The sequence below is a fragment of the Marinobacterium sp. xm-d-564 genome, assembly GCF_013283345.1.
Lineage (GTDB): Bacteria > Pseudomonadota > Gammaproteobacteria > Pseudomonadales > Balneatricaceae > Marinobacterium_E.
Genome location: NZ_WBYO01000001.1, coordinates 298,718 through 318,059 on the forward strand (window position 1 = coordinate 298,718; position 19,342 = coordinate 318,059).

Annotated in this window: 19 protein-coding genes and 1 tRNA gene; 10 read left to right on the forward strand and 10 right to left on the reverse strand. The window is 48.5% G+C overall.

What is annotated here, in order from left to right; translation table 11 throughout:
• Positions 1–99 precede the first annotated feature (99 nt).
• The 5 genes from hrpA to XMD564_RS01585 all read left to right on the forward strand — a co-directional run bounded on the left by hrpA (position 100) and on the right by XMD564_RS01585 (position 7,541).
• A complete protein-coding gene (gene hrpA / locus XMD564_RS01565) occupies positions 100–4,014 on the forward strand; it encodes an ATP-dependent RNA helicase HrpA (protein ID WP_371740232.1) in 3,915 nt (1,304 codons plus the stop codon).
• Positions 4,015–4,091: 77 nt separating this feature from the next.
• On the forward strand, positions 4,092–4,793 hold the full coding sequence (locus tag XMD564_RS01570) for a VacJ family lipoprotein (protein ID WP_173480601.1): 702 nt from the start codon (positions 4,092–4,094) through the stop codon (positions 4,791–4,793).
• A gap of 75 nt (positions 4,794–4,868) precedes the next feature.
• On the forward strand, positions 4,869–6,038 hold the full coding sequence (locus XMD564_RS01575) for a PP2C family protein-serine/threonine phosphatase (protein ID WP_173480602.1): 1,170 nt from the start codon (positions 4,869–4,871) through the stop codon (positions 6,036–6,038).
• Positions 6,032–6,523: an STAS domain-containing protein gene (locus XMD564_RS01580; protein ID WP_173480603.1), complete on the forward strand. Its 492-nt coding sequence runs from the start codon at positions 6,032–6,034 to the stop codon at positions 6,521–6,523. The genes XMD564_RS01575 and XMD564_RS01580 overlap by 7 nt, the downstream gene beginning before the upstream one ends.
• A gap of 574 nt (positions 6,524–7,097) precedes the next feature.
• A complete protein-coding gene (locus tag XMD564_RS01585; protein WP_173480604.1) occupies positions 7,098–7,541 on the forward strand; it encodes a transposase in 444 nt (147 codons plus the stop codon).
• A 204-nt stretch (positions 7,542–7,745) separates the two neighbouring features.
• On the opposite strand, the gene XMD564_RS01590 is transcribed toward XMD564_RS01585, so the two are convergent.
• The 3 genes from XMD564_RS01590 to XMD564_RS01600 are packed head-to-tail and all read right to left on the reverse strand — an operon-like array spanning position 7,746 to position 10,097.
• Complete coding sequence (locus XMD564_RS01590; protein WP_173507687.1) at positions 7,746–8,660, reverse strand: biotin-dependent carboxyltransferase family protein; 915 nt, start codon at positions 8,658–8,660, stop codon at positions 7,746–7,748.
• Positions 8,653–9,375 (reverse strand): 5-oxoprolinase subunit PxpB, encoded by a 723-nt coding sequence (gene pxpB / locus XMD564_RS01595; RefSeq protein WP_173507688.1) that lies wholly within the window; start codon positions 9,373–9,375, stop codon positions 8,653–8,655. The genes XMD564_RS01590 and pxpB overlap by 8 nt, the downstream gene beginning before the upstream one ends.
• Positions 9,375–10,097, reverse strand: a complete 723-nt coding sequence (locus XMD564_RS01600) for a 5-oxoprolinase subunit PxpA (RefSeq protein ID WP_173480607.1) — start codon at positions 10,095–10,097, stop codon at positions 9,375–9,377. The genes pxpB and XMD564_RS01600 overlap by 1 nt, the downstream gene beginning before the upstream one ends.
• A gap of 265 nt (positions 10,098–10,362) precedes the next feature.
• Between XMD564_RS01600 and XMD564_RS01605 the strand changes: the two genes are divergently transcribed.
• Together XMD564_RS01605 and XMD564_RS01610 are read left to right on the forward strand one after the other, a co-directional pair.
• Positions 10,363–10,623: a type II toxin-antitoxin system Phd/YefM family antitoxin gene (locus XMD564_RS01605; RefSeq protein ID WP_173480608.1), complete on the forward strand. Its 261-nt coding sequence runs from the start codon at positions 10,363–10,365 to the stop codon at positions 10,621–10,623.
• A gap of 3 nt (positions 10,624–10,626) precedes the next feature.
• Complete coding sequence (locus XMD564_RS01610; RefSeq protein ID WP_173480609.1) at positions 10,627–10,920, forward strand: type II toxin-antitoxin system RelE/ParE family toxin; 294 nt, start codon at positions 10,627–10,629, stop codon at positions 10,918–10,920.
• 116 nt (positions 10,921–11,036) lie between these two features.
• On the opposite strand, the gene tal is transcribed toward XMD564_RS01610, so the two are convergent.
• The 3 genes from tal to XMD564_RS01625 all read right to left on the reverse strand — a co-directional run bounded on the left by tal (position 11,037) and on the right by XMD564_RS01625 (position 14,039).
• Positions 11,037–11,990: a transaldolase gene (tal, locus tag XMD564_RS01615; RefSeq protein ID WP_173494667.1), complete on the reverse strand. Its 954-nt coding sequence runs from the start codon at positions 11,988–11,990 to the stop codon at positions 11,037–11,039.
• A gap of 37 nt (positions 11,991–12,027) precedes the next feature.
• Complete coding sequence (gene dusA / locus XMD564_RS01620; RefSeq protein ID WP_371740241.1) at positions 12,028–13,014, reverse strand: tRNA dihydrouridine(20/20a) synthase DusA; 987 nt, start codon at positions 13,012–13,014, stop codon at positions 12,028–12,030.
• A gap of 86 nt (positions 13,015–13,100) precedes the next feature.
• Positions 13,101–14,039, reverse strand: a complete 939-nt coding sequence (locus tag XMD564_RS01625; RefSeq protein ID WP_173488611.1) for a carbohydrate kinase — start codon at positions 14,037–14,039, stop codon at positions 13,101–13,103.
• 73 nt (positions 14,040–14,112) lie between these two features.
• On the opposite strand from XMD564_RS01625, the gene XMD564_RS01630 reads away from it, so the two are divergent.
• Together XMD564_RS01630 and gltX are read left to right on the forward strand one after the other, a co-directional pair.
• Positions 14,113–14,739 carry a transaldolase family protein gene (locus XMD564_RS01630; RefSeq protein ID WP_173488612.1) on the forward strand — a complete coding sequence of 209 codons (627 nt, stop codon included), beginning with the start codon at positions 14,113–14,115 and terminating at the stop codon, positions 14,737–14,739.
• A gap of 72 nt (positions 14,740–14,811) precedes the next feature.
• The gene (gene gltX, locus XMD564_RS01635) at positions 14,812–16,293 is read left to right on the forward strand and encodes a glutamate--tRNA ligase (RefSeq protein ID WP_173480614.1); all 1,482 of its coding nucleotides are present in this window, start codon (positions 14,812–14,814) and stop codon (positions 16,291–16,293) included.
• Positions 16,294–16,334: 41 nt separating this feature from the next.
• Here gltX and XMD564_RS01640 read toward each other — a convergent pair whose 3' ends face one another.
• On the reverse strand, positions 16,335–17,093 hold the full coding sequence (locus XMD564_RS01640; protein ID WP_173507689.1) for an IclR family transcriptional regulator: 759 nt from the start codon (positions 17,091–17,093) through the stop codon (positions 16,335–16,337).
• A gap of 186 nt (positions 17,094–17,279) precedes the next feature.
• On the opposite strand from XMD564_RS01640, the gene XMD564_RS01645 reads away from it, so the two are divergent.
• A tRNA-Ala gene (locus XMD564_RS01645) sits at positions 17,280–17,355 on the forward strand.
• A gap of 42 nt (positions 17,356–17,397) precedes the next feature.
• Here the strand turns inward: XMD564_RS01645 and XMD564_RS11545 are convergent.
• The 3 genes from XMD564_RS11545 to XMD564_RS01660 form a co-directional block, all read right to left on the reverse strand.
• The gene (locus XMD564_RS11545; RefSeq protein WP_173488614.1) at positions 17,398–17,712 is read right to left on the reverse strand and encodes a nucleotidyltransferase family protein; all 315 of its coding nucleotides are present in this window, start codon (positions 17,710–17,712) and stop codon (positions 17,398–17,400) included.
• Complete coding sequence (locus tag XMD564_RS01655) at positions 17,694–18,107, reverse strand: nucleotidyltransferase substrate binding protein (protein ID WP_217361984.1); 414 nt, start codon at positions 18,105–18,107, stop codon at positions 17,694–17,696. Before XMD564_RS01655 ends, XMD564_RS11545 begins: the two co-directional genes overlap by 19 nt.
• A 136-nt stretch (positions 18,108–18,243) precedes the next feature.
• Positions 18,244–19,314 carry a BMP family ABC transporter substrate-binding protein gene (locus XMD564_RS01660; protein WP_173480617.1) on the reverse strand — a complete coding sequence of 357 codons (1,071 nt, stop codon included), beginning with the start codon at positions 19,312–19,314 and terminating at the stop codon, positions 18,244–18,246.
• Positions 19,315–19,342: the final 28 nt, after the last annotated feature.

Genomic DNA, 19,342 nt, shown 5'->3' on the forward strand with positions numbered 1-19,342 from the left:
CCCTAACCCTTGGGCCAAACCAACTATTTAATCGCTTCTCTGGCAGCCTTTTTACCAGTTGGGTAAAATTCGCGGCTATCAAAAATTATGAGTCCCATTGTGCATCCGACATTAAAACCGTTTATTGACCGCCTCGAGCGTTGCCAAATACGCGACCAATACCCTATTCGTCGTGCATTGGAACGACTCTCCGAGGCAGCAGAAATCGATGAAACGGCACTGCAAAAGGCGGTTGAACGCATAGAGCGATCGGAAGCGATAGTGGCGCAGAAGACCGAAAAAGCTCTGCTACCGATCGACTACCCAGACCTGCCGGTGACGGGTGCACGCCAAGAGATACTCGATGCAATCCAGCATAACCAAGTGGTGGTGGTCGCAGGTGAAACCGGGTCCGGTAAAACGACCCAGTTGCCAAAACTCTGCCTAGAGTTGGGGTTAGGCTGTAAAGGGTTGATTGGACATACACAGCCACGACGATTAGCCGCGCGCACGGTTGCCAGTCGCATTGCTGAAGAGTTGAAAACTGAACTGGGCTCTAGAGTCGGTTATCAAGTTCGATTCCACGATCAGATTGGCGAAGAGACTCAGATTAAACTGATGACGGACGGTATCCTTCTGGCCGAAACTCAGCACGATCGATACCTGAACAAATACGAAGTCATCATCATCGATGAGGCGCATGAGCGCAGCCTCAATATCGACTTCTTATTGGGCTACTTCAAACGAATTTTGCCTAAACGCCCCGATCTTAAGTTGATCATTACCTCTGCAACCATCGATGTGCAGCGTTTCTCGAAACACTTTGGTGATGCACCTGTGATAGAGGTCTCCGGAAGAACCTTCCCGGTAGAGACACTCTACCGCCCATTGAACGAATCCACGGATGAGGATGATGAGGCGAGTGGTGATATTCAGCAGGGCATTCTCAACGCTGTCGATGAACTCATTGCCATCGACAGAGCTAAACCGAGTGGTATGCCTGGCGACATTCTGATCTTCTTACCGGGTGAACGAGAGATTCGAGAGAGTGCAGAGAAATTGCGCAGGGCTGATCTCAGAGATGTCGAGATTATGCCGCTCTATGCAAGGCTGTCGTTAGCGGAACAGAACAAGGTCTTTACCTCGGGTCGCTCAGCAGGGCGTCGTATCGTCTTAGCCACCAACGTGGCAGAGACCTCCGTGACAGTGCCGGGGATTCGTTATGTCATTGACCCCGGTCTGGTTCGCATGTCGCGCTACAGTTATCGATCTAAGGTACAGCGCTTACCGATTGAGCCAGTGTCACAAGCGAGCGCCAACCAGCGTGCAGGTCGCTGTGGGCGAGTAGCTCCCGGCACCTGCATTCGACTCTACTCGGAAGAGGATTTTCTCTCTCGTCCTGAGTTCACCGATGCGGAAATTCGTAGAACCAATCTCGCCTCCGTTATTCTGCAGATGCTGCAACTTCGATTGGGTGATATTGATCGTTTTCCCTTTATCGATCCACCCGATAAACGCTTCATCAATGATGGTTATAAACTGCTTGAAGAACTGCAAGCGGTCGATGCAAAGCGTTCAATCACCAATTTGGGTAAACAGCTGGCGCGCTTGCCTGTCGACCCAAGGATTGCACGTATTATTGTTGAAGCGGGTCGTCAGCACTCACTGCGTGAGATATTGATCGTTACCAGTGCACTGAGTGTCCAAGACCCTCGCGAGCGTCCGCAGAATAAGCGCCAAGCAGCCGATGAAAAACACAAGTTGTTCCATGACGAGAAGTCCGATTTCATCACTCTGATTAATTTGTGGAATGCCTTTGAGGAGCAACGCCTTGAGCTGAGCCAGAATCAACTGCGCAAGTGGTGTACTAAACACTACCTTAGCTACCTAAGAATGCGAGAGTGGCGAGATCTGCATCGACAGCTGCATCTGAGCATCAAGTCGCTTGATCTGAAAGAGAACAGTGAACCGGCCAGTTACGATCAGGTTCATCGAGCAATTATCTCGGGTTTCTTGGGACACCTCGGTTTCAAGCAGGAGCGTGGTGAGTATCTTGGTGCGCGTAACCGCCGCTTTAAAATATTCCCTGGCTCAGGCGTATTTAAGCAGGCACCGAAGTGGGTGGTCGCTGCAGAGATGATTGAGACCAGTCAGCTGTTTGCTCATACCCTTGCCGAGATTAACCCAGAGTGGGTTGAGCCCTTGGCTAAGCACCTCATCAAACGTAGCTACTTAGAGCCGCATTGGGAGAAAAAACGTGCTCAGGTAGTGGCCAGTGAGCAGGTCAGACTTTACGGCCTAGTTATTGTGCCTAAACGTAAGGTGCACTATGGTCCGATCGATCGCGAAGTCTCCCATGAAATTTTCATTCGAAGTGCACTGGTCGAGGGTGAATATCAGACTAAGGCGCCGTTTTTCCAACACAATCGAGATCTTTTAGAGTCCGTTGCCGCGCTTGAGGATAAGTCGCGCCGACGCGATCTGTTGGTCGATGAAGAGACACTGTTTCAGTTCTACTTAGAGCGTCTGGATCAACACGCGGGATCAGATATCGTCAACGGAGCTGGGTTTGAATCTTGGCGCAAAAAAGCAGAACAGGCCTCCCCTAAGCTGCTCTTTTTGACCGAGCAGGATGTGCTGCAACGCTCGGCAGATCATGTTCGAGATGAACAGTACCCAGAAGTATTGTTGATCGAGGGTGCGCCTTTAAAGCTGAGCTACAAATTTGAGTTAGGCGCGGTCGATGATGGCTTGAGTATTGATTGCCCTCTGCCACTGCTGCCAAGGCTCAGTACTGAACGTCTAGCCTGGCTGGTACCGGGTATGTTGGCCGCCAAGCTTGAGGCGTTGCTACGTGGCCTGCCTAAGGCTGAGCGTAAACAGTTTGTGCCGATCCCTAACTACGTCACCGAGTTAATGGAGAAGCTGGCATTTGGTGATGGCGATCTGTTTGAGGCGGTGTCACTGCAACTGCTGCGTCTGACTGGGCACCGTGTTCAGGTGGATCAGCTGAAAAGTGTGCAGCTTGAGCCGATTCATCAAGCCAATATTCGCGTAATCGATGAGCAGGGTAACCTATTAGGGCAGGGGCGTGATTGGTCCGAGCTACAACGTAAGCTCGGTGATGCGGCACAGACAGCGATTCAGCAAGCACCTAAACAGAGTTGGGGTGAGACAGAGTTAACGGAGTGGAGTTTTGGCAAACTCGATAAACAGAAAACCGTTAAACATGCTGGCGGTATCGAAGTGGAAGCCTACCCTGCACTGATCGATAAGGGTGAGAATGTCGAGCTGACCTTATTGAGCCAGCCCTTGGATGCACAACGCCAGTCACATCGAGGTGTGGCACGTTTGGTGCTGATATCTCTGCAAACTCAGGTTAAAGATATTCGTAAAAGCCTGCCTAATTTGGCGCAAGCGATTCTGCAGGCGGGTAAAAAATATAATGAACGCTTCCTGCAAGAGCAGATCATTATGGCCGCGGCACTGAGCCTGATCGATCAGGACAATCTTCCTACCAGTGAGTCGGAGTTTAGCCAGATGCGAGATCGGGTGAGAGCCGATCTGCATGAACAGGCCAAAACTATTGCAGCCTTTGTCATAGAACTTCATCAACGCGTACATCGCATATCGAAGACGTTGAACGGTAAGGTCTCATTAGAGACGGTACCGGTACTGAATGACATTCGTGCGCAACTTGATCGATTGATTGATAAAACCTACCTCACCGAGACGCCACCGCAGTGGCTGGCACATCTACCGCGCTACCTCAAAGCGATTGAAGTGCGATTAGATAAGTACCAAAGAACCCTACGCCAGCAGGTTTTGTGGTCGGATGAGCTGGTTAAATGGCAACAACAGTATGAAGCAGCCGTTGCCAAAGCGCGTGATACTGGCGAAGTGGGTAGCGAGTTGATCGACTTTAAGTGGTGGATCGAAGAGTACCGAGTCTCACTGTTTGCTCAAGAGCTTGGCACAGAATTTAAAATTTCTGAGAAGCGTCTTAAGCAGAGGTTCACAGAAGTTTCTGGATAATAGATCCATTAAAGAATTCTTGGCCTATACTTCATAAATCATTGGTTAGGCGCTAACGGATAATTAGGTAGTTTTTAATGAACGTTTTAAATAAGTTGTTGGCTCTTTTTGTACTGAGTCTGTCACTCAATTCGGTCACAGCAGTGGCTCAAGATTCGGAGTTAAATGACCCTTGGGAAGGCTTTAACCGTGGTGTCTTCAACTTTAATGAATCCCTAGATCGCGCCATTCTTAAGCCGGTTGCTCAAGGTTACCGTTTTATCATGCCAGATGTGGCCGAGCAGGGCGTCAGTAACTTCTTTGATAATCTGCGTGATGTGGTCACCTTCTTTAATAACGTTCTTCAGCTTAAACCCGTTGAAGCAACCCAGGATCTATCGCGCGTTCTCATCAACACCACCATCGGTATTGGTGGTCTGTTTGATGTGGCATCAGCCATGGATATTCCTAAAAACGATGAAGACTTTGGACAAACCTTAGGTGCATGGGGTGTTGAATCAGGCCCTTACCTTGTTCTGCCTCTGTTTGGACCTTCCACTGTTCGTGATGGGGTAGGTATTATTCCCGATATGTACCTAGACCCACTGAACCAGGTTGAGTCTGATGAGCTACGCTACGGCTTAAAAGCGCTGAAAGTGGTTGATAAGCGTGCGTCGTTGCTTGATCGTGAAGGGGTTGTTACGGGTGATCGTTACACGTTCATTCGAGATGCCTACCTGCAGAAGCGTGAATTCGAAGTCAATGATGGTCGTGTAGAGTACAACGCAGACGACTTCTAACAGCAGTTTACTTCACACCTTCGCAGGAGTAGTCTCGGTACTTAATATGTTGCTACTTGTTTGACGAAACCTGCGATGGATTCACAAGAGACTCGAATTTTAATCTACTCCTCGGATACCGAGACCATAGATGCTATTTTTGATCTTTGTGAATTGAGCCAGGTGGATGGTCTTAGATTGGCCACCTGCGCGACACTCGATGCCGTCGAAGATTATCTAGAACACCACTCTACCTCGCTTCTCTTTTTCGATTTCCACTCCTTTCCTGAAACTCAGCAACTCAGTGAATTAGCGCAACGAGTCAGTCCAAAACCGACCATCGCATTTATCTCTCAGCTTGAACAAAACACGCTCGTGCGAGCCCTTCGTAATGGGGCCGATGGTGTGTTCAGTCTTGATGAAGTGCGCAATGACCCGTTAAGTCTGGTGCGCTCATTAGATCGCCAACTAGACCGTGCCATCGCGATTGAATCGGCGCGCTACTTAAGAGATTCACTGAGCCAGAGTTTAGAAGAGCTAAAAGCCGATCAGGATGCGGCTGCGCAAATTCAGCAGCGACTGCTGCCGCCTACTCATCAATCGCTTGATGAATCGCTTAGCTGCGAATATCTGTTGCGACCCTCACTTCTGTTGAGCGGTGACTTTATCGATCTGATTCCGCTGAAAAACGATCAGTATCTATTCTATTTGGCTGATGTGTCAGGACACGGAGCCTCGTCCGCACTGGTGACAGTACTACTGAAAAACATGACCAATCGCCTACAACGAGCCTACTTTAAAGGCGAAAGTGATCGGTTGGAGAATCCACAACAGCTGTTAGAGCACTTCAATAAAGAGATTCTACTGACCAGTTTTGGTAAGCACATGACGATGTTGATTGGTGTGGTTGATACCAAAGCCGCAAAACTGACCTATAGTATAGGTGGGCATCACCCCTCTATGGTGTTAGTGCAGGGCGATAAAGCGCACTACTTAGAAGGGCGGGGAATGCCAGTGGGGCTGTTTGAAGAGCCGCTCTATGAAGAGCACAGCTGCGAATTGGCTTCTGACTTCTCAATCTACCTCTTTTCGGACGGTATTTTAGAGATCATAAAGGGTGACAAACTCGAAGAGAAAGAGCAGAATCTGCTCCGGTTGTGTCAGGCTGAACAGCCCTCTCCAGAGACTTTGTTAAAACGGGTCGTAGATGAAGAGGCGGAGTTGCCTGATGATGTTGCAATAATGATGGTTTCACGTCGATGTTAACGACAGATGGCGGCTTGTTGTTCGCCTTTCAAGATGGCCACTATGTGGTTAAATTTATTGGTGATGTGCGTCTGACGCTCTGCTCAACAATAGATCAACACCTGCGCTCAATGCTCAGTCGAGATGATGTCACTCATACATTGATCGATCTGACCGAGACCACCAATATCGACAGCACCTCTCTTGGACTGATCGCAAAGCTGGCCGTTAAAAGCGCCAAATGTGATATGCCCCGTCCAACCATCGTTTCAACCAACCCAGATATCACCAAAATCCTATATGCCATGGGATTCGATCACATCTTCTTGCTTTTAGAAGAGCTACCCACCAGTAAGAAAGACCTGACCGAAGTGCCTTTCGTTCAAGAGTCCGACGAAGCCGTGCGCGCTAAAATCATCGAAGCCCACCGCATTCTCATCGACCTAAACGACAAAAACCGAGACGAATTCAAAGGCCTAGTCGAAGTCCTAGAGTGCCAAAAATAACGCCTGCTCCACCGTAGGAGCGGTCTTACAAAGGCCGCGAATGCTCCAGATTTAAGTCCCATCGCCTCATCTACGATAAGGCTCCAACAGTTAAACCCGCTCCCCAGTTATAGCAGTCTTGCAAAGGCCGCGAAGCTCTCGATTTAAGTCCAAATCGCCTCATCTATGATAAGGCTCCAACAGTTCGATCCGTTCCCTAGTTGGAGCGGTCTAGAATAGGCCGCGAAGTTCTCGGTTAAAGTTCCAATCGCCTCATCTACGATAAGGCTCCAACGTTTCCTCCCGTTCCCAAGTTGGAGCGGTCTAGAATAGGCCGCGAAGTTCTCGGTTAAAGTTCCAATCGCCTCATCTACGATAAGGCTCCAACGTTTCCTCCCGTTCCCTAGTTGGAGCGGTCTAGAATAGGCCGCGAAGCACTGGATTTAAGTCCCTATCGCCTCATCTACGATAAGGCTCCAACGTTTCCTCCCGTTCCCTAGTTGGAGCGGTCTAGAATAGGCCGCGATAAAAATAATCAAGCAAACCCAGAAATTTCATCTAAGCTAAACGTTTCATAGCAGTCAAGGATGAATGTATGAAACCGGGTACCAAAGCCCTTCGCAAAGGGCGAACCTCAATCCCTAATCAGATCTACCATCTAATCGCGACAACAAAAGACCGACGTCCAGTGTTTAACGATTTTCGGTTAGCCCGATCAGCGGTCTATGCTATCAATAGCCAACCAATATCCACGTTAGCCTACGTCGTGATGCCAGATCACATACATTGGTTACTACAGATGGGGCATGACGCTATTGATTTGGGAAAACTGATGCAATCAGTTAAAACATCCGTATCACGCAAGCATTATCTTCGTTTCAGCCACGGAAATATTTGGCAGCAAGGTTTCTATGATCATGCTATCCGCAGTGAAGAAATCATCGAAGATATTGCTAGATATATAATCTACAACCCTGTCAGAGCAGGGTTGGTGAAAACGGTTCGAGAGTATAGCCATTGGGATGCTAAGTGGGTTTGAAGATGAATTGCCTCGTTGGAGCACTTAGCCTTTCTCGTTGGAGCGGTCTTGCAAAGGCCGCGAAGCACTAGGTTTAAGTCCAATCGCCTCATCTGCGATAAGGCTCCAACAGCTCGAGCCGTTTTCTTGTTGGAGCGGTCTAGAATAGGCCGCGAAGTTTTCGGTTTAAGTGCAATTGCCTCATCTACGATAAGGCTCCAACAATTAAACCAGTTTAGGAACGCGTTTTAGCTGATGTCTAAGGCGATGCTGTGCATGCTCTACAGAGATCGGGTAGAAGAAAACTTCGGTCCCAGGTGTGGCTTGGGCTAGAAGTGCTAGATCGGCTCGGCAGATCGAGCCGATCTTCATATATCCCCCGATCGTTTGGTGATCATTGAGCATAATGATGGGGTGGCCATCGGCGGGGATTTGAACGGCGCCTAGATTGATACCCTCAGATCGAATACCCCCTACAGGTGGCTTGATAGGGTTATCGGCTATCAATCGGTAACCCATTCGATCTGCCAGTGGAGAGACTTCAAAACGCGTTTTGAAAAAACGATCAAAAGCCTGCCAGTCATAAAGGTGGCTCTGTAACCCCTTCACTAAGCCCAATCGAATCGAGCGTTTAAACTGTGGAATCTGATCAACTGAGAGAGCCACCGAATCAGTGATGGTGGGTTTTGAAAGTGTGAGCTCATCACCAACCGATAATTCACTGCCCAAGCCTTCTCGGGTGCAGGTCGAGGCACTGCCAAAGAGTCTCTCTGTATCAAACCCACCCGATGCCGCTAAATAGAGGCGAGCACCCTCTGACGCGGGTTTGATTTCAAACCGATCACCTTTGTGCAGTTCAATGGTCTGATACTGGTCTACTGGAATGTCGTTAAGAAAGAGGGGTGCTTTTGCGCCGGTGACGGCCAGACTGACCTCACAACCACTGGTAAACGCAAAACCACCCAGCGTGATCTCTAACAGAGGTTCAGATTCCGCATTACCCACCAAAGCATTGGCACAGCGCATCGCCCACTTATCGGCCGCGCCTGATTCGGTTATCCCTAAATGAGCAAATCCGGTTCGTCCGTTATCTTGAATGGTAACCTGACCGAGTACCTTAGTGATCGTCCAGCTAGACACAGCTGCCCTCCGACAGAGACCAGTGTTCTGGGCACTGTTTGATCCGCTCAAATGTATCCTGATTGACGGAGACAAATCGAACCCGATCGGCAGGCTGAATCAGAGAGTAGGGTGCTTGAGTTGGATTAAACAGCTCAACCGGACATTGACCAATAATATTCCAGCCACCCGGTGACGCAGCAGGGTAGACAGCCGTCTGTTGATCGGCGATGGCAACAGACCCAGCAGGTACAGAGACTCTTGGCGTTTCCAGTCTTGGAGTTGCGATGCGTTGGTCTACTTCGCCTAGATAAGCAAACCCAGGAGCAAACCCCAGTGCAAAGGCTCGGTAGTCAGTACCGCTGTGGATCTTAATCACCTGATCAACTTCCAGGCGGGACTGTTGTGCCACACGCTCTAGATCCTGACCGACCTCTTCAGAGTACCAGACCGGCAGGTGGACCAATGATGGGTTAATCGATTGACCGGCTTCTAAAGGCTCCTGTTGCAGAAGGATTAGAGCCTGTTTGAGCTCGGACTCACTTATTTTACAGACATCATAGCTCAGCAAAATAGAGCTATAGGATGGAACCAAATCGATAAGAATAGGCGCTAGTCGCTCTATAAGTAGTGAGTTGAGCTGCCCAACAGACTCATTTAATGAAACACTCAGCTCACCATCAAAGTAGATCATGATGGCGCACTCTGAGGCGGTCTCAAATCGCCACTGTGCCATTAGATTAGCGCTCGAATCTGTTGCACAACCTTAAGCGCCTCTGGATTATCACCATGCACGCAGATTGATTCGACAGGGAAGATTAAAGGGTGGCTGTTTTCAGACAGGATAACCCCTTCCTCAACTAATCGAAGCACTTGATTAATTGCATCAGACGCCGCATGGACCGCATGGGCTTGGCCTCTGGAGACCAACTGACCTTGGTCAGTGTAAGCGCGATCGGCAAAGGCTTCAAAGATCAGTTCAACCTTTTTACGATCGGCCAAAGCCGAAAACTCAGTGTGTTTGTCGTTGGCTAATAGCATCAGTTTGAGTGGTTTTGAGCAGCGCTTGATAGCATCCAAAACAGTATCAAACAGCTCACTATCAGCCATCATATCGTTATAAAGTGCACCGTGTGGCTTCACGTAGTGAATCGGGTATTGCTCCTCTTCAGCTATCTGACTGAGGGTATCGACCTGATGGGTGATCACCTCAATCAACTCTTCCCTAGGCAGAGTCATAGAGGTCCGACCAAAGTTTTCAGAGTCAGGGTAGGAGGGGTGTGCGCCTACTTCGACGCCGTACTCTTTTGCGAGTCGCAGGGTGTCGCGCATGGTCTTCAGATCGCCAGCATGCACGCCGCAAGCGATATTAGCCTGATCAAGCAGCGGCATAAGCTCAGCATCCATGCCAAGCAGTTTACCGTTAACGCGTTCGCCTAAATCTGCATTTAATTTCATGCACTCAGTTTAATCGCCCCCAACTTTTGAGTCTATCTACGACTACGTTGGAGCCTTATCGAAGATGAGGCGATAGAAAATCTAATAAAATAAATCGCGGCCTTTATAAGACCGCTCCAACAGGTGGTTTTAGTTTTATCGCAGATGCAGCGATTAGATCTAGAGTGATCCCAGCTTTAGCGAGCTTCCTCTAACGAATTGCAGAATCAAAAACTAATGTCTAGTATAAAGGTTCTATTAACAGGTCCAGCTAAAAGGTTTCTTAATGCGTTTCTCAGAAGATATCGTCCCGCTGAAGGATTTAAAGGTTAATCCAGGAAAAGTGGTCACACATACACAAACAGCCAAACGTCCTGTTCTGTTAACCAGTCGCGGTCGTGGTGTTGCTGTTATTCAAAGCTTAGCTGAGTTTGAAGAGCAGAGTGATCAGTTAGAGTTTGTTAAAGCCGTCGCTAAAGGTTTGTTGGAAGAAAAGCAGGAGAAAACTCTAACCCTCGATGAGCTTAAAGCGGATCTCGGGATCTAAATCGTGCAGATCAAATTCACTCACTCAGCTCGAACGGATCTAAAAGAGATATTGGAACACTTCAAATCTGAAGGTTTAGAGGTGAGAGGCGAAGAGATAGTGGGTGATCTTATTCACGCAATGGAGTTGGTGTTAGAAAACCCTAAAATGGGGCGAGTTGTTCCTGAGTTCCAAGTCGATACACTGAGGGAGCTCATCCGTCCTCCATATCGAGTCGTTTATCGAATCACAGAAAATTGGATTACAGTCGTCAGAGTTTGGCGCTCAGAGAGGTTGATGAAGCCAATTTCAGAGTAGCCTAAAATATCATCGCGGCCTTTGAAAGACCGCTTCAACAGGTTGTTGGAGCCTTATCGAAGATGAGGCGATTGGAATTGGAATGAATCGCGGCCTTTTCAAGACCGCTCCAACCCTTAGGCTTTTGAAGCCAACAGCTTCTCTAACTTAACCTGATCGATCGCGAAGTTACGAATACCCTCTGACAGCTTTTCAGTCGCCATAGCGTCTTCGTTCATGCCCCAACGGAACGCTGATTCGGTTGGGCCCACTTTGGCATCCTTGCTGCTAGCATTCGCTGCAACGAGACGCTGTTCGATAGAACCTGTCGCAGCAGCTAGCTCTTCAAGTAGGCTTGGACCAATGGTGAGACGATCACAACCCGCTAAAGAGATGATCTCGCCGGTATTGCGGAAGCTGGCGCCCATCACAACGGTGTCGTAGCCATTCGCTTTGTAGTAGTTGTAGATACGCGTCACTGACTGCACGCCAGGGTCATTATCACCAGTGAAATCAGCGTCAGGAGTCTGCTTTTTGTACCAGTCCAAAATACGACCGACAAAAGGTGAAATCAGGTAAGCACCAGCATCGGCACAAGCCTGTGCCTGAGCAAATCCGAATAACAGCGTCAGGTTACAACGGATGCCGTTCTTCTCGAGTTCACGAGCGGCTTGGATGCCTTCCCAAGTTGAAGCAATCTTAATTAGCACACGGTCTTTGCTAATGCCCTGCGCTTCATAAAGCTCAATCAGACGGTAGGCCTTTTTAAGTGTCGCTTGAGTATCGAAAGAGAAGCGTGCATCAACCTCGGTAGAGATGTAGCCCGGTACAATTTTAGTGATCTCACTACCAATCAAAACTGCGAGGTGGTCGGTCATGTTAGCCAGCTGCTCACTGTCACTTCCGCCCTGTACTTTAGCCCAGTTGATCGACTGTTCTAGCAGGTGAGCGTACTTAGGATCTTCACTCGCTTTTAGAAGCAGTGAGGGGTTGGTGGTCGCATCCTGTGGCGTGAACTGTCGAATAGCATCAATGTCACCAGTGTCGGCAACGACGGTGGTCATGGATTTAAGTTGGTCTAGTTGATTCATCTATCTCGTCCTTGTAGCTAATCGACTTAGAGTATCGTTACTCTGTTACAAATTTAAGAGCTTCGCGGAAGGTTTCAACACCCGCTTCGCGTTTATGTCCGTTTTCACTGAGATGGCGTCTAAATTGTTTACCACCGCGCTCGCCATGAAATAGTCCTAGCAAATGTTTCACCACACCATAGAGCGAATGGCCATTGGCCATGGCCCGTTCAATGTAAGGGATGAACTGCTCTGCCACTTCGGTTCTAGCAAGCGGTGTGCCAGTTTCACCAAAGAGTCTTGAGTCTACTTGGCTAAGAAGCGGGTAGGGGTTTTGGTAAGCTTCACGCCCAATCATCACACCATCTACATGCTGCAGGTGCTCTTCGCACTCATCCAGTGTTTTGATGCCACCGTTGATCACAACCTCTAACTCTGGAAACCGCTGTTTGATCTTATAGACATTGTCGTAGATAAGCGGTGGTACTTCGCGGTTCTGTTTAGGGCTTAAGCCATCCAGAATGGCTTTACGAGCGTGGATGGTGAAGCTGTTGATACCGCTTTCAGCAACCGTCTCAACAAACTGCTCTAGCAGCTCGTAGCTGTCGAGATCATCTATGCCTAAACGGTGTTTAACGGTCACTGGGATTGATACCGCTGCCTGCATCTCGCCCAAACACTCTTTAACTAATTGAGGGTGTGCCATTAAGCAGGCACCGATCATATTGTTCTGGACACGATCCGACGGGCAGCCCACATTAAGGTTCACCTCATCGTAACCCCACTCTTCGGCAAACTTTGTGCACTTAGCGAGATCCTCAGGATTACTACCTCCAAGCTGCAGAGCAAGCGGGTGTTCCTCGGCGTTATAGTCCAACCAGCGAGCAGGGTCGTTATGAATCAGTGCACCCGTCGTCACCATTTCGGTATACAGCAAAGTATGGCGAGACATCAGGCGATGAAAGAAACGACAATCACGCGTCGTCCAATCCATCATGGGAGCGACTGAAAATTTGCGGGAAAAGCTTTTATTACTCAAAATAATTTCGCTGTATCTGTTGGAGCCTTATCGAAGATGAGGCGATCAGACTTGCAAGAATCGCGGCCTTTTCAAGACCGCTCCAACATCGGTTAACTCAAATCACCAAAACGCGCTGAAATATCGGCAAGCATTGGCAAATCACCACCATTTCGCTCACAGGTTACTGCCGCAGCATGGGCTGCAAATTTTATCAGTTTTGCCGCATCAAGGTTATCCAGATTATCAGGGCCACCTTGTTGGAATATTTCGTGAATTAATCCAGCCTGGAAGGTATCACCTGCCCCAACGGTATCTTTAACGGTAATCTTTGGTGCCGGTGAGTGGAAGTACTCTCCTTTGGCTCCAAAAGCATGCGCTCCGTCACCACCCTGAGTAACAAACACCCAGCGTGGGCCTAAAGCCAAACACGCTTTAGCGTAATCTTCGATGGAACTGCCAGGTGATAAGAACTCGATATCCTCATCGGACATCTTCATTACGTGAGCGATTTTGCCTAAACGATCAATCTTTGCCTGCCATACAGCGGGGTCTGGTTGAATGCTTGGGCGTACATTCGGGTCATAAGCAATTAACGCACCCGCGTTACGTGCCTCACTGGCAAACCACTCCAGTGTGCTTGCACCCGGTTCAACAACCGTGCTGTAGGAGCCTAACGAGATGGCTGTAAACAGAGAGGGATCTGGGCACTGCTCTTGAGTTAAAGAGACATCTGCACAACCATCGATGTAAAAAGAGTAGGCAGGGTGGCCATTTTCGTTGAGAGCGATCATCGCCAGTGACGTGTTGAGATCGCTACTGGCTAAGAACTTAGTCTCTACGCCGTTAGCAGCAAGGTGCCCCGCCAATTTTTGACCCAATGGATCGTTGGAGTTTGCGGTTAAATAACCGGTAGGGTTGCCCATGCGTGCTAGGCCGATAGCGACATTCAGGGGGGATCCACCCACCGTCGCATTTAATGTCACCTGACCAGTAGAGGCAGAATCGCCAGGGAAAACGTCATACAAGGCATCGCCGCAACACAAAAACATCAAAACTCCTTAAGTAGAGCGTTATAACGCTCTATAATGTCAAACTTTAGTTTTATAAGTGGATTTTAACCTCATGGAATGGTTGCTTGATAGTGCTGACGTAAAAGATTGGAAGAGAGTATCACCAACTGGCCTATTTTCGGCCGTTACGACCAATCCACTTCTTATTCAGAGAGCCGGTCTGCACTGCTCAATCGACACCTATAAAGCGCTGCTTGATCAAGCGATGGATCTAGGGTTTAACCACCTTCAGCTACAGGTGTTTGGTGATGATTGGGAAGCAATGGCGGAGAAGATTCTTTCGATCAGTGATAACACCCTCGTCAAAATCCCAGCCAATGAAAAAGGCTTCGCTCTGGCAACCCAATTAGCCGTGCCTGAGCGTACGACCATTACCGGTGTCTACTCAGTCCATTTAGGAGCTGCAGCAGAACGCCTAGGCGCTGCTTATGCTGCGCCTTATTATGCCCGATTGGCTGAGTCGAATCGTGATGTGGAAGTTATCTTAGCTGGCTTGCGCGCTGCCTGCCAGAATACAAAGATCCTAGTCGCAAGCCTGCGCTCGATCGATCAGTTCGAGCATTTGGTCACGCTCGGTCATCGTTGCTTTACGATTCCGGGTGCCTTGCTGAATGATCTATTGAGTGATGAGATGACGGAAGCAGCCATCGCGCAGTTTGAAGAGGCCGCGAAGAGCTGAAATGTCGGTTTAAGATCAGACAACAGTTCTTTATAATTCACGCCATTATTAATTTTCGGATCTATTAAGTTTATGACCGTTCGTACACGTGTTGCTCCATCTCCAACAGGCGATCCACACGTAGGTACTGCCTACATCGCACTGTTTAACCTTGCCTTTGCTCGCCAGCATGGCGGCCAATTTATTCTGCGAATCGAAGATACCGATCAGACTCGTTCAACGCCTGAGTCTGAGCAGGCAATCCTCGACTCTATGCGCTGGTTAGGTTTGGAATGGGATGAGGGTCCAGATGTGGGTGGTCCGCACGGTCCTTACCGTCAGTCTGAGCGAAAAGATGCCTACAAAGACTTTGCGATGCGTCTTGTTGAAGAGGGTAATGCCTTCATCTGTTACCGTACCGGAGAGGAGCTTGATCAGCTACGTGCATCTCTAAAAGAGCAGGGCATTAACCGTGCGCTTAAAGAGTGTGATTTGGCTCTACCTGCAGATGAGGTTGAGAAACGTCAGGCTGCGGGTGCGCCATTCGTTGTTCGTATGAAGGTGCCTGTTGACGGTGTGTGTGAAGTTGATGACATGCTTCGCGGTACCATTGAGCTTGACTGGGCTTTAGTAGACGCGCAGATTCTTCTGAAATCTGATGGCATGCCAACCTATCATTTAGCGAACGTAGTTGATGATCACTTAATGGAGATCACGCACGTGATTCGTGGTGAGGAGTGGATTAACTCGGCGCCTAAGCACAAGTTGCTATACCAGTACTTTGGCTGGGATATGCCTCAGCTTTGCCACATGCCGTTGTTGCGTAACCCTGATAAGTCAAAGCTCTCCAAGCGCAAGAACCCAACTTCGATCCTGTTCTACAAACGCATGGGTTACCTACCAGAAGCGTTGTTGAACTACCTTGGCCGTATGGGTTGGTCGATGCCAGACGAGTCTGAGAAGTTCACTCGTGATCAGATGTTCGAAAACTTCGATATCCAGCGTGTATCACTCGGTGGTCCTGTTTTCGATCAGGAGAAGCTGAGCTGGTTGAACGGCCTATGGATTCGTGAAGAGTTGGATCCTGCTGCATTTGCCGCTGAGTTCCAGAAGTGGGCACTTAATCCAGAGTATCTGATGCAGATTATTCCACTGATCCAACCACGTGTTGAGAAGTTCTCTGATGTGGCACCTTTAGCGAGTTTCTTCCTGTCGGGCATGATGCCAATCACCTTAGAGAGTTTTGCTCATAAGTCGCTTCAAGAGGAAGATGTTCGTCGTATTCTGCAATTTGCAGTATGGCATCTTGATCAGCAGCGCGAATGGGATCGTGACTCACTCTTTAATAGCCTAAAAGGCTTGAGTGATGCGATGGAGTTCAAGATCCGTGACTTCCTATTCCCGCTGTTTGTCGCGATTGCAGGTACGTCACAGTCTGTCTCTGTCGTAGATTCAATGTCGATTCTGGGTCCGGATATGAGCCGTGCTCGCTTGCGTCATGCGTTGGACATCGTCGGTGGCCCGTCCAAGAAGCAGACGAAGGCTTGGGAGAAAGAGTTTCGCTCGATCGTTTAATGAGAAAACCAGACAGGTTTAAATGCCTGTCTGGTGCTCAACTAAGATCTAAACCCCAACTGCTCAGAAATTCGCTCTCCCGTTGCCTTTAGGTCAGCTATCCACTCCTCTTTACGTCGTTCAATGGGGGCTGACACAGAGAGTCCTGCAGCCACCTTTCCGTTACGATCGTAAATCAGCACGCCAATACAACCCACGCCAATTTCGGCCTCTTCATCGTCTAGTGAATAGCCTCGATGAACCGATTCGTGACAGACTTTTTTAAGGGCGTCGATGTCGCTAAGCGTGTTGCGAGTGTACGCAGGAAGATTGGTGCGTTTTGCATAACCATCGATACTTGAGTCGCCACCTAGGCCTAGCATCAGCTTTCCGACTGCTGTGACATGCAGTGGTGCGCGGCTGCCTATAAGTTGGTTAACGTGCATCATGCGATTGGGCGTTGCTTTCTCGAAATAGATGACGACATCGCCCTCGCGCAATGTCAGGTTCACCGTTTCGCCGGTCCTATCACGCAGTGCTTCCATGTGGGGCAGGGCAACGGCACGAATATCGACTTCTGAGTGCAAGCCGCTTGTCAGTTGGATCAGTTTTTGGCCAAGGCGATATTCACCATTACCACTCGCTTCGACGAATTTATTGTCGCTGAGAGAGTGCAAAATACGGTGAACAGTTGATGGGTGAAGTCCCGTTTCTGCACTAAGGATCTTTAACTTAACCGGTTTTGAGTAGCGAGCCAGTGCTTCTAAGATTTGAACAGCACGATCGATTACCTGTATTTTTGATCCGGAAGTTTCACTCATTTTGGGCTTCTCAATAATATTGTCATCAACTTAGTGTATTTTTCATGATGCAGTAAGTTTTTCAAATAGTGAATATTTCATATTGTGAATTTATTTCAGAATGAAAATTATTATCACTCTCGCACTCTTGAGAGATTATCAGTTGCAAGGGCTGTTCGGTTTGATTAATATCCTGCTTGCTCTGATGGGGCCTTAGCTCAGCTGGGAGAGCGCTTCGCTGGCAGCGAAGAGGTCAGGAGTTCGATCCTCCTAGGCTCCACCAAATAAAAATGGCTACCGTAAGGTGGCCTTTTTTGTTTGAACTTCACTGAACTCGAACGTATGAATCTTTTATGATTTTTCTAAATCGTTCAGAGGTTGTAGACCAGTCTACAATGTCTACCGGCCAAACTAGGTCACACCGATCAAATGCGTCTTTGATCGAAGCAATTTTGCTCAAGCCAAGAGGGGTCTCAGTCATAATAGCTAAATCTAGATCTGAGTAGGGTCGAGATTTTCCAGTTACTCTGGAGCCAAATGCTATGACTGAAATGCCAGAGACTTCCGATTCAAGGATGCCTCTTACCGTTTCTAATTCGTGCTCACTGATCCGTAAATGATCTAGATTGAGTTCTGGCATTTGTTCGTTAATATCTTTTGCAGGTGAACAGCTTCATCAATAAATGCTGGAATTCCTTCCACTACTTGGATGGCAACGCTTTCGTCATAAGTATGGCTAGTTTTACCCCTCATCTCTCGATAAGTGCTCCAATCTGACCAGTTGCCTTTAATTAATTTCTTATCAGAAGCCGTGCGAATTAAACCCTGAAAACTGAGTTCATTAATACTGTCACTGTTGGCGGAACTCTCAACAAGGTACCGGCGAATCATCTTATGTGCGAGTTCGTACGTGAATTCAAAGCGTTGAATTAAACCGTCACGGACTTGATCGTCTGAGGTATCAAGCTGATAACGCTCCAATCCTTCTATTAGCTTCTTAAGAGCGTTGTTAAATGGTGTTAGATCTAATTCCATAATCATCACATTGTTTGAACTAAGTCTTATTTAAACACACTTTCCACTCAAATTGATGCCCAGACAACTTCAAATAGTTGCCCATAAAAAAGCCCCGGCAACTCAGTTACCAGGGCTCTTTCAAAGCAATTTCAGCTTATTGTGGGATAGAACCTTTTAGGCCTTCTACGTAGAAGTTCATGCCTGCAAGAGTACCATCATCCGCTGTTTCGCCTTCAGCCAACCAAGCAGAACCGTCTTGCTTGTTGATTGGGCCAGTGAATGCGTGGTATTCGCCAGAAGCTAGTGCATCACGTAGTGCGATTGCTTCAGCTTTCACGTCTGCAGGTACTGCAGACGAGATCTCGCCGATGCCAACCATGCCAGCGCCGATACCGTCCCAAGTGTTTACTGATTCCCAAGTACCGTCTAGAACTGCTTGAGTACGTGCGATGTAGTATGGTGCCCAGTTATCGATGATCGATGAAACGCGTGGCATTGGACCGTATTCAGCCATGTCAGATGCCTGACCGAAAGTGATTACGTTGCCCGCTTCCTGTGCAGCAGCCTGTGGTGCAGTTGAGTCAGTGTGCTGAAGGATAACGTCAGCGCCTTGCTCGATTAGAGCTTTAGCTGCATCTGCTTCTTTAGCTGGATCGAACCAAGTGTAAGCCCAAACAACGTTGAACTCGACATTTGGATTCGCTTTCTTAGCGTGGATGTAAGCCGAGTTAATGCCACGAATAACTTCTGGGATTGGGAATGAACCGATGTAACCAACTTTGTTGGTTTTAGTCATTTTACCCGCGATGTGACCCTGAACTGCACGGCCTTCATAGAAACGAGCAGAGTAGACAGATACGTTGTCTGCTTGCTTGTAGCCAGTCGCGTGCTCGAACTTCACTTTAGGGAACTTCTTAGCAACGTTGATGGTTGGATCCATGTAACCGAATGAGGTTGTGAAGATTAGATCAGCGCCTTGAAGAGCCATCTGAGTCATAACACGCTCAGAGTCAGCACCTTCTGGAACGCTCTCTTGGTAGATCGTTTCAACGCGATCACCGAAGTGCTTCTCAACCGCTAGGCGGCCTTGGTTGTGCTCGTAAGTCCAACCACCGTCACCCACTGGGCCAACGTAGACGAAACCAACTTTAACGTCGGCTGCGATTGCTGCAGAGCTAAGCGTGATCGCCGCAGCCGCAGTAGTAAGGATTGATTTAAGTTTCATAGGGTCTCCCTAGTGAGTTTTTTTAACC

Coding starts and splice junctions, on each gene's coding strand:
- XMD564_RS01630 (WP_173488612.1), top strand. CDS start 14,113: ATGGAATGGTTGCTTGATAGTGCTGACGTAAAAGATTGGAAGAGAGTA.
- XMD564_RS01600 (WP_173480607.1), bottom strand. CDS start 10,097: ATGAAATTAAATGCAGATTTAGGCGAACGCGTTAACGGTAAACTGCTT.
- XMD564_RS01625 (WP_173488611.1), bottom strand. CDS start 14,039: ATGTTTTTGTGTTGCGGCGATGCCTTGTATGACGTTTTCCCTGGCGAT.
- XMD564_RS01570 (WP_173480601.1), top strand. CDS start 4,092: ATGAACGTTTTAAATAAGTTGTTGGCTCTTTTTGTACTGAGTCTGTCA.
- XMD564_RS01660 (WP_173480617.1), bottom strand. CDS start 19,314: ATGAAACTTAAATCAATCCTTACTACTGCGGCTGCGGCGATCACGCTT.
- XMD564_RS01605 (WP_173480608.1), top strand. CDS start 10,363: ATGCGTTTCTCAGAAGATATCGTCCCGCTGAAGGATTTAAAGGTTAAT.
- XMD564_RS01585 (WP_173480604.1), top strand. CDS start 7,098: ATGAAACCGGGTACCAAAGCCCTTCGCAAAGGGCGAACCTCAATCCCT.
- tal (WP_173494667.1), bottom strand. CDS start 11,990: ATGAATCAACTAGACCAACTTAAATCCATGACCACCGTCGTTGCCGAC.
- XMD564_RS01655 (WP_217361984.1), bottom strand. CDS start 18,107: ATGGAATTAGATCTAACACCATTTAACAACGCTCTTAAGAAGCTAATA.
- pxpB (WP_173507688.1), bottom strand. CDS start 9,375: ATGGCACAGTGGCGATTTGAGACCGCCTCAGAGTGCGCCATCATGATC.
- XMD564_RS11545 (WP_173488614.1), bottom strand. CDS start 17,712: ATGCCAGAACTCAATCTAGATCATTTACGGATCAGTGAGCACGAATTA.
- gltX (WP_173480614.1), top strand. CDS start 14,812: ATGACCGTTCGTACACGTGTTGCTCCATCTCCAACAGGCGATCCACAC.
- XMD564_RS01575 (WP_173480602.1), top strand. CDS start 4,869: ATGGATTCACAAGAGACTCGAATTTTAATCTACTCCTCGGATACCGAG.
- XMD564_RS01580 (WP_173480603.1), top strand. CDS start 6,032: ATGTTAACGACAGATGGCGGCTTGTTGTTCGCCTTTCAAGATGGCCAC.
- XMD564_RS01640 (WP_173507689.1), bottom strand. CDS start 17,093: ATGAGTGAAACTTCCGGATCAAAAATACAGGTAATCGATCGTGCTGTT.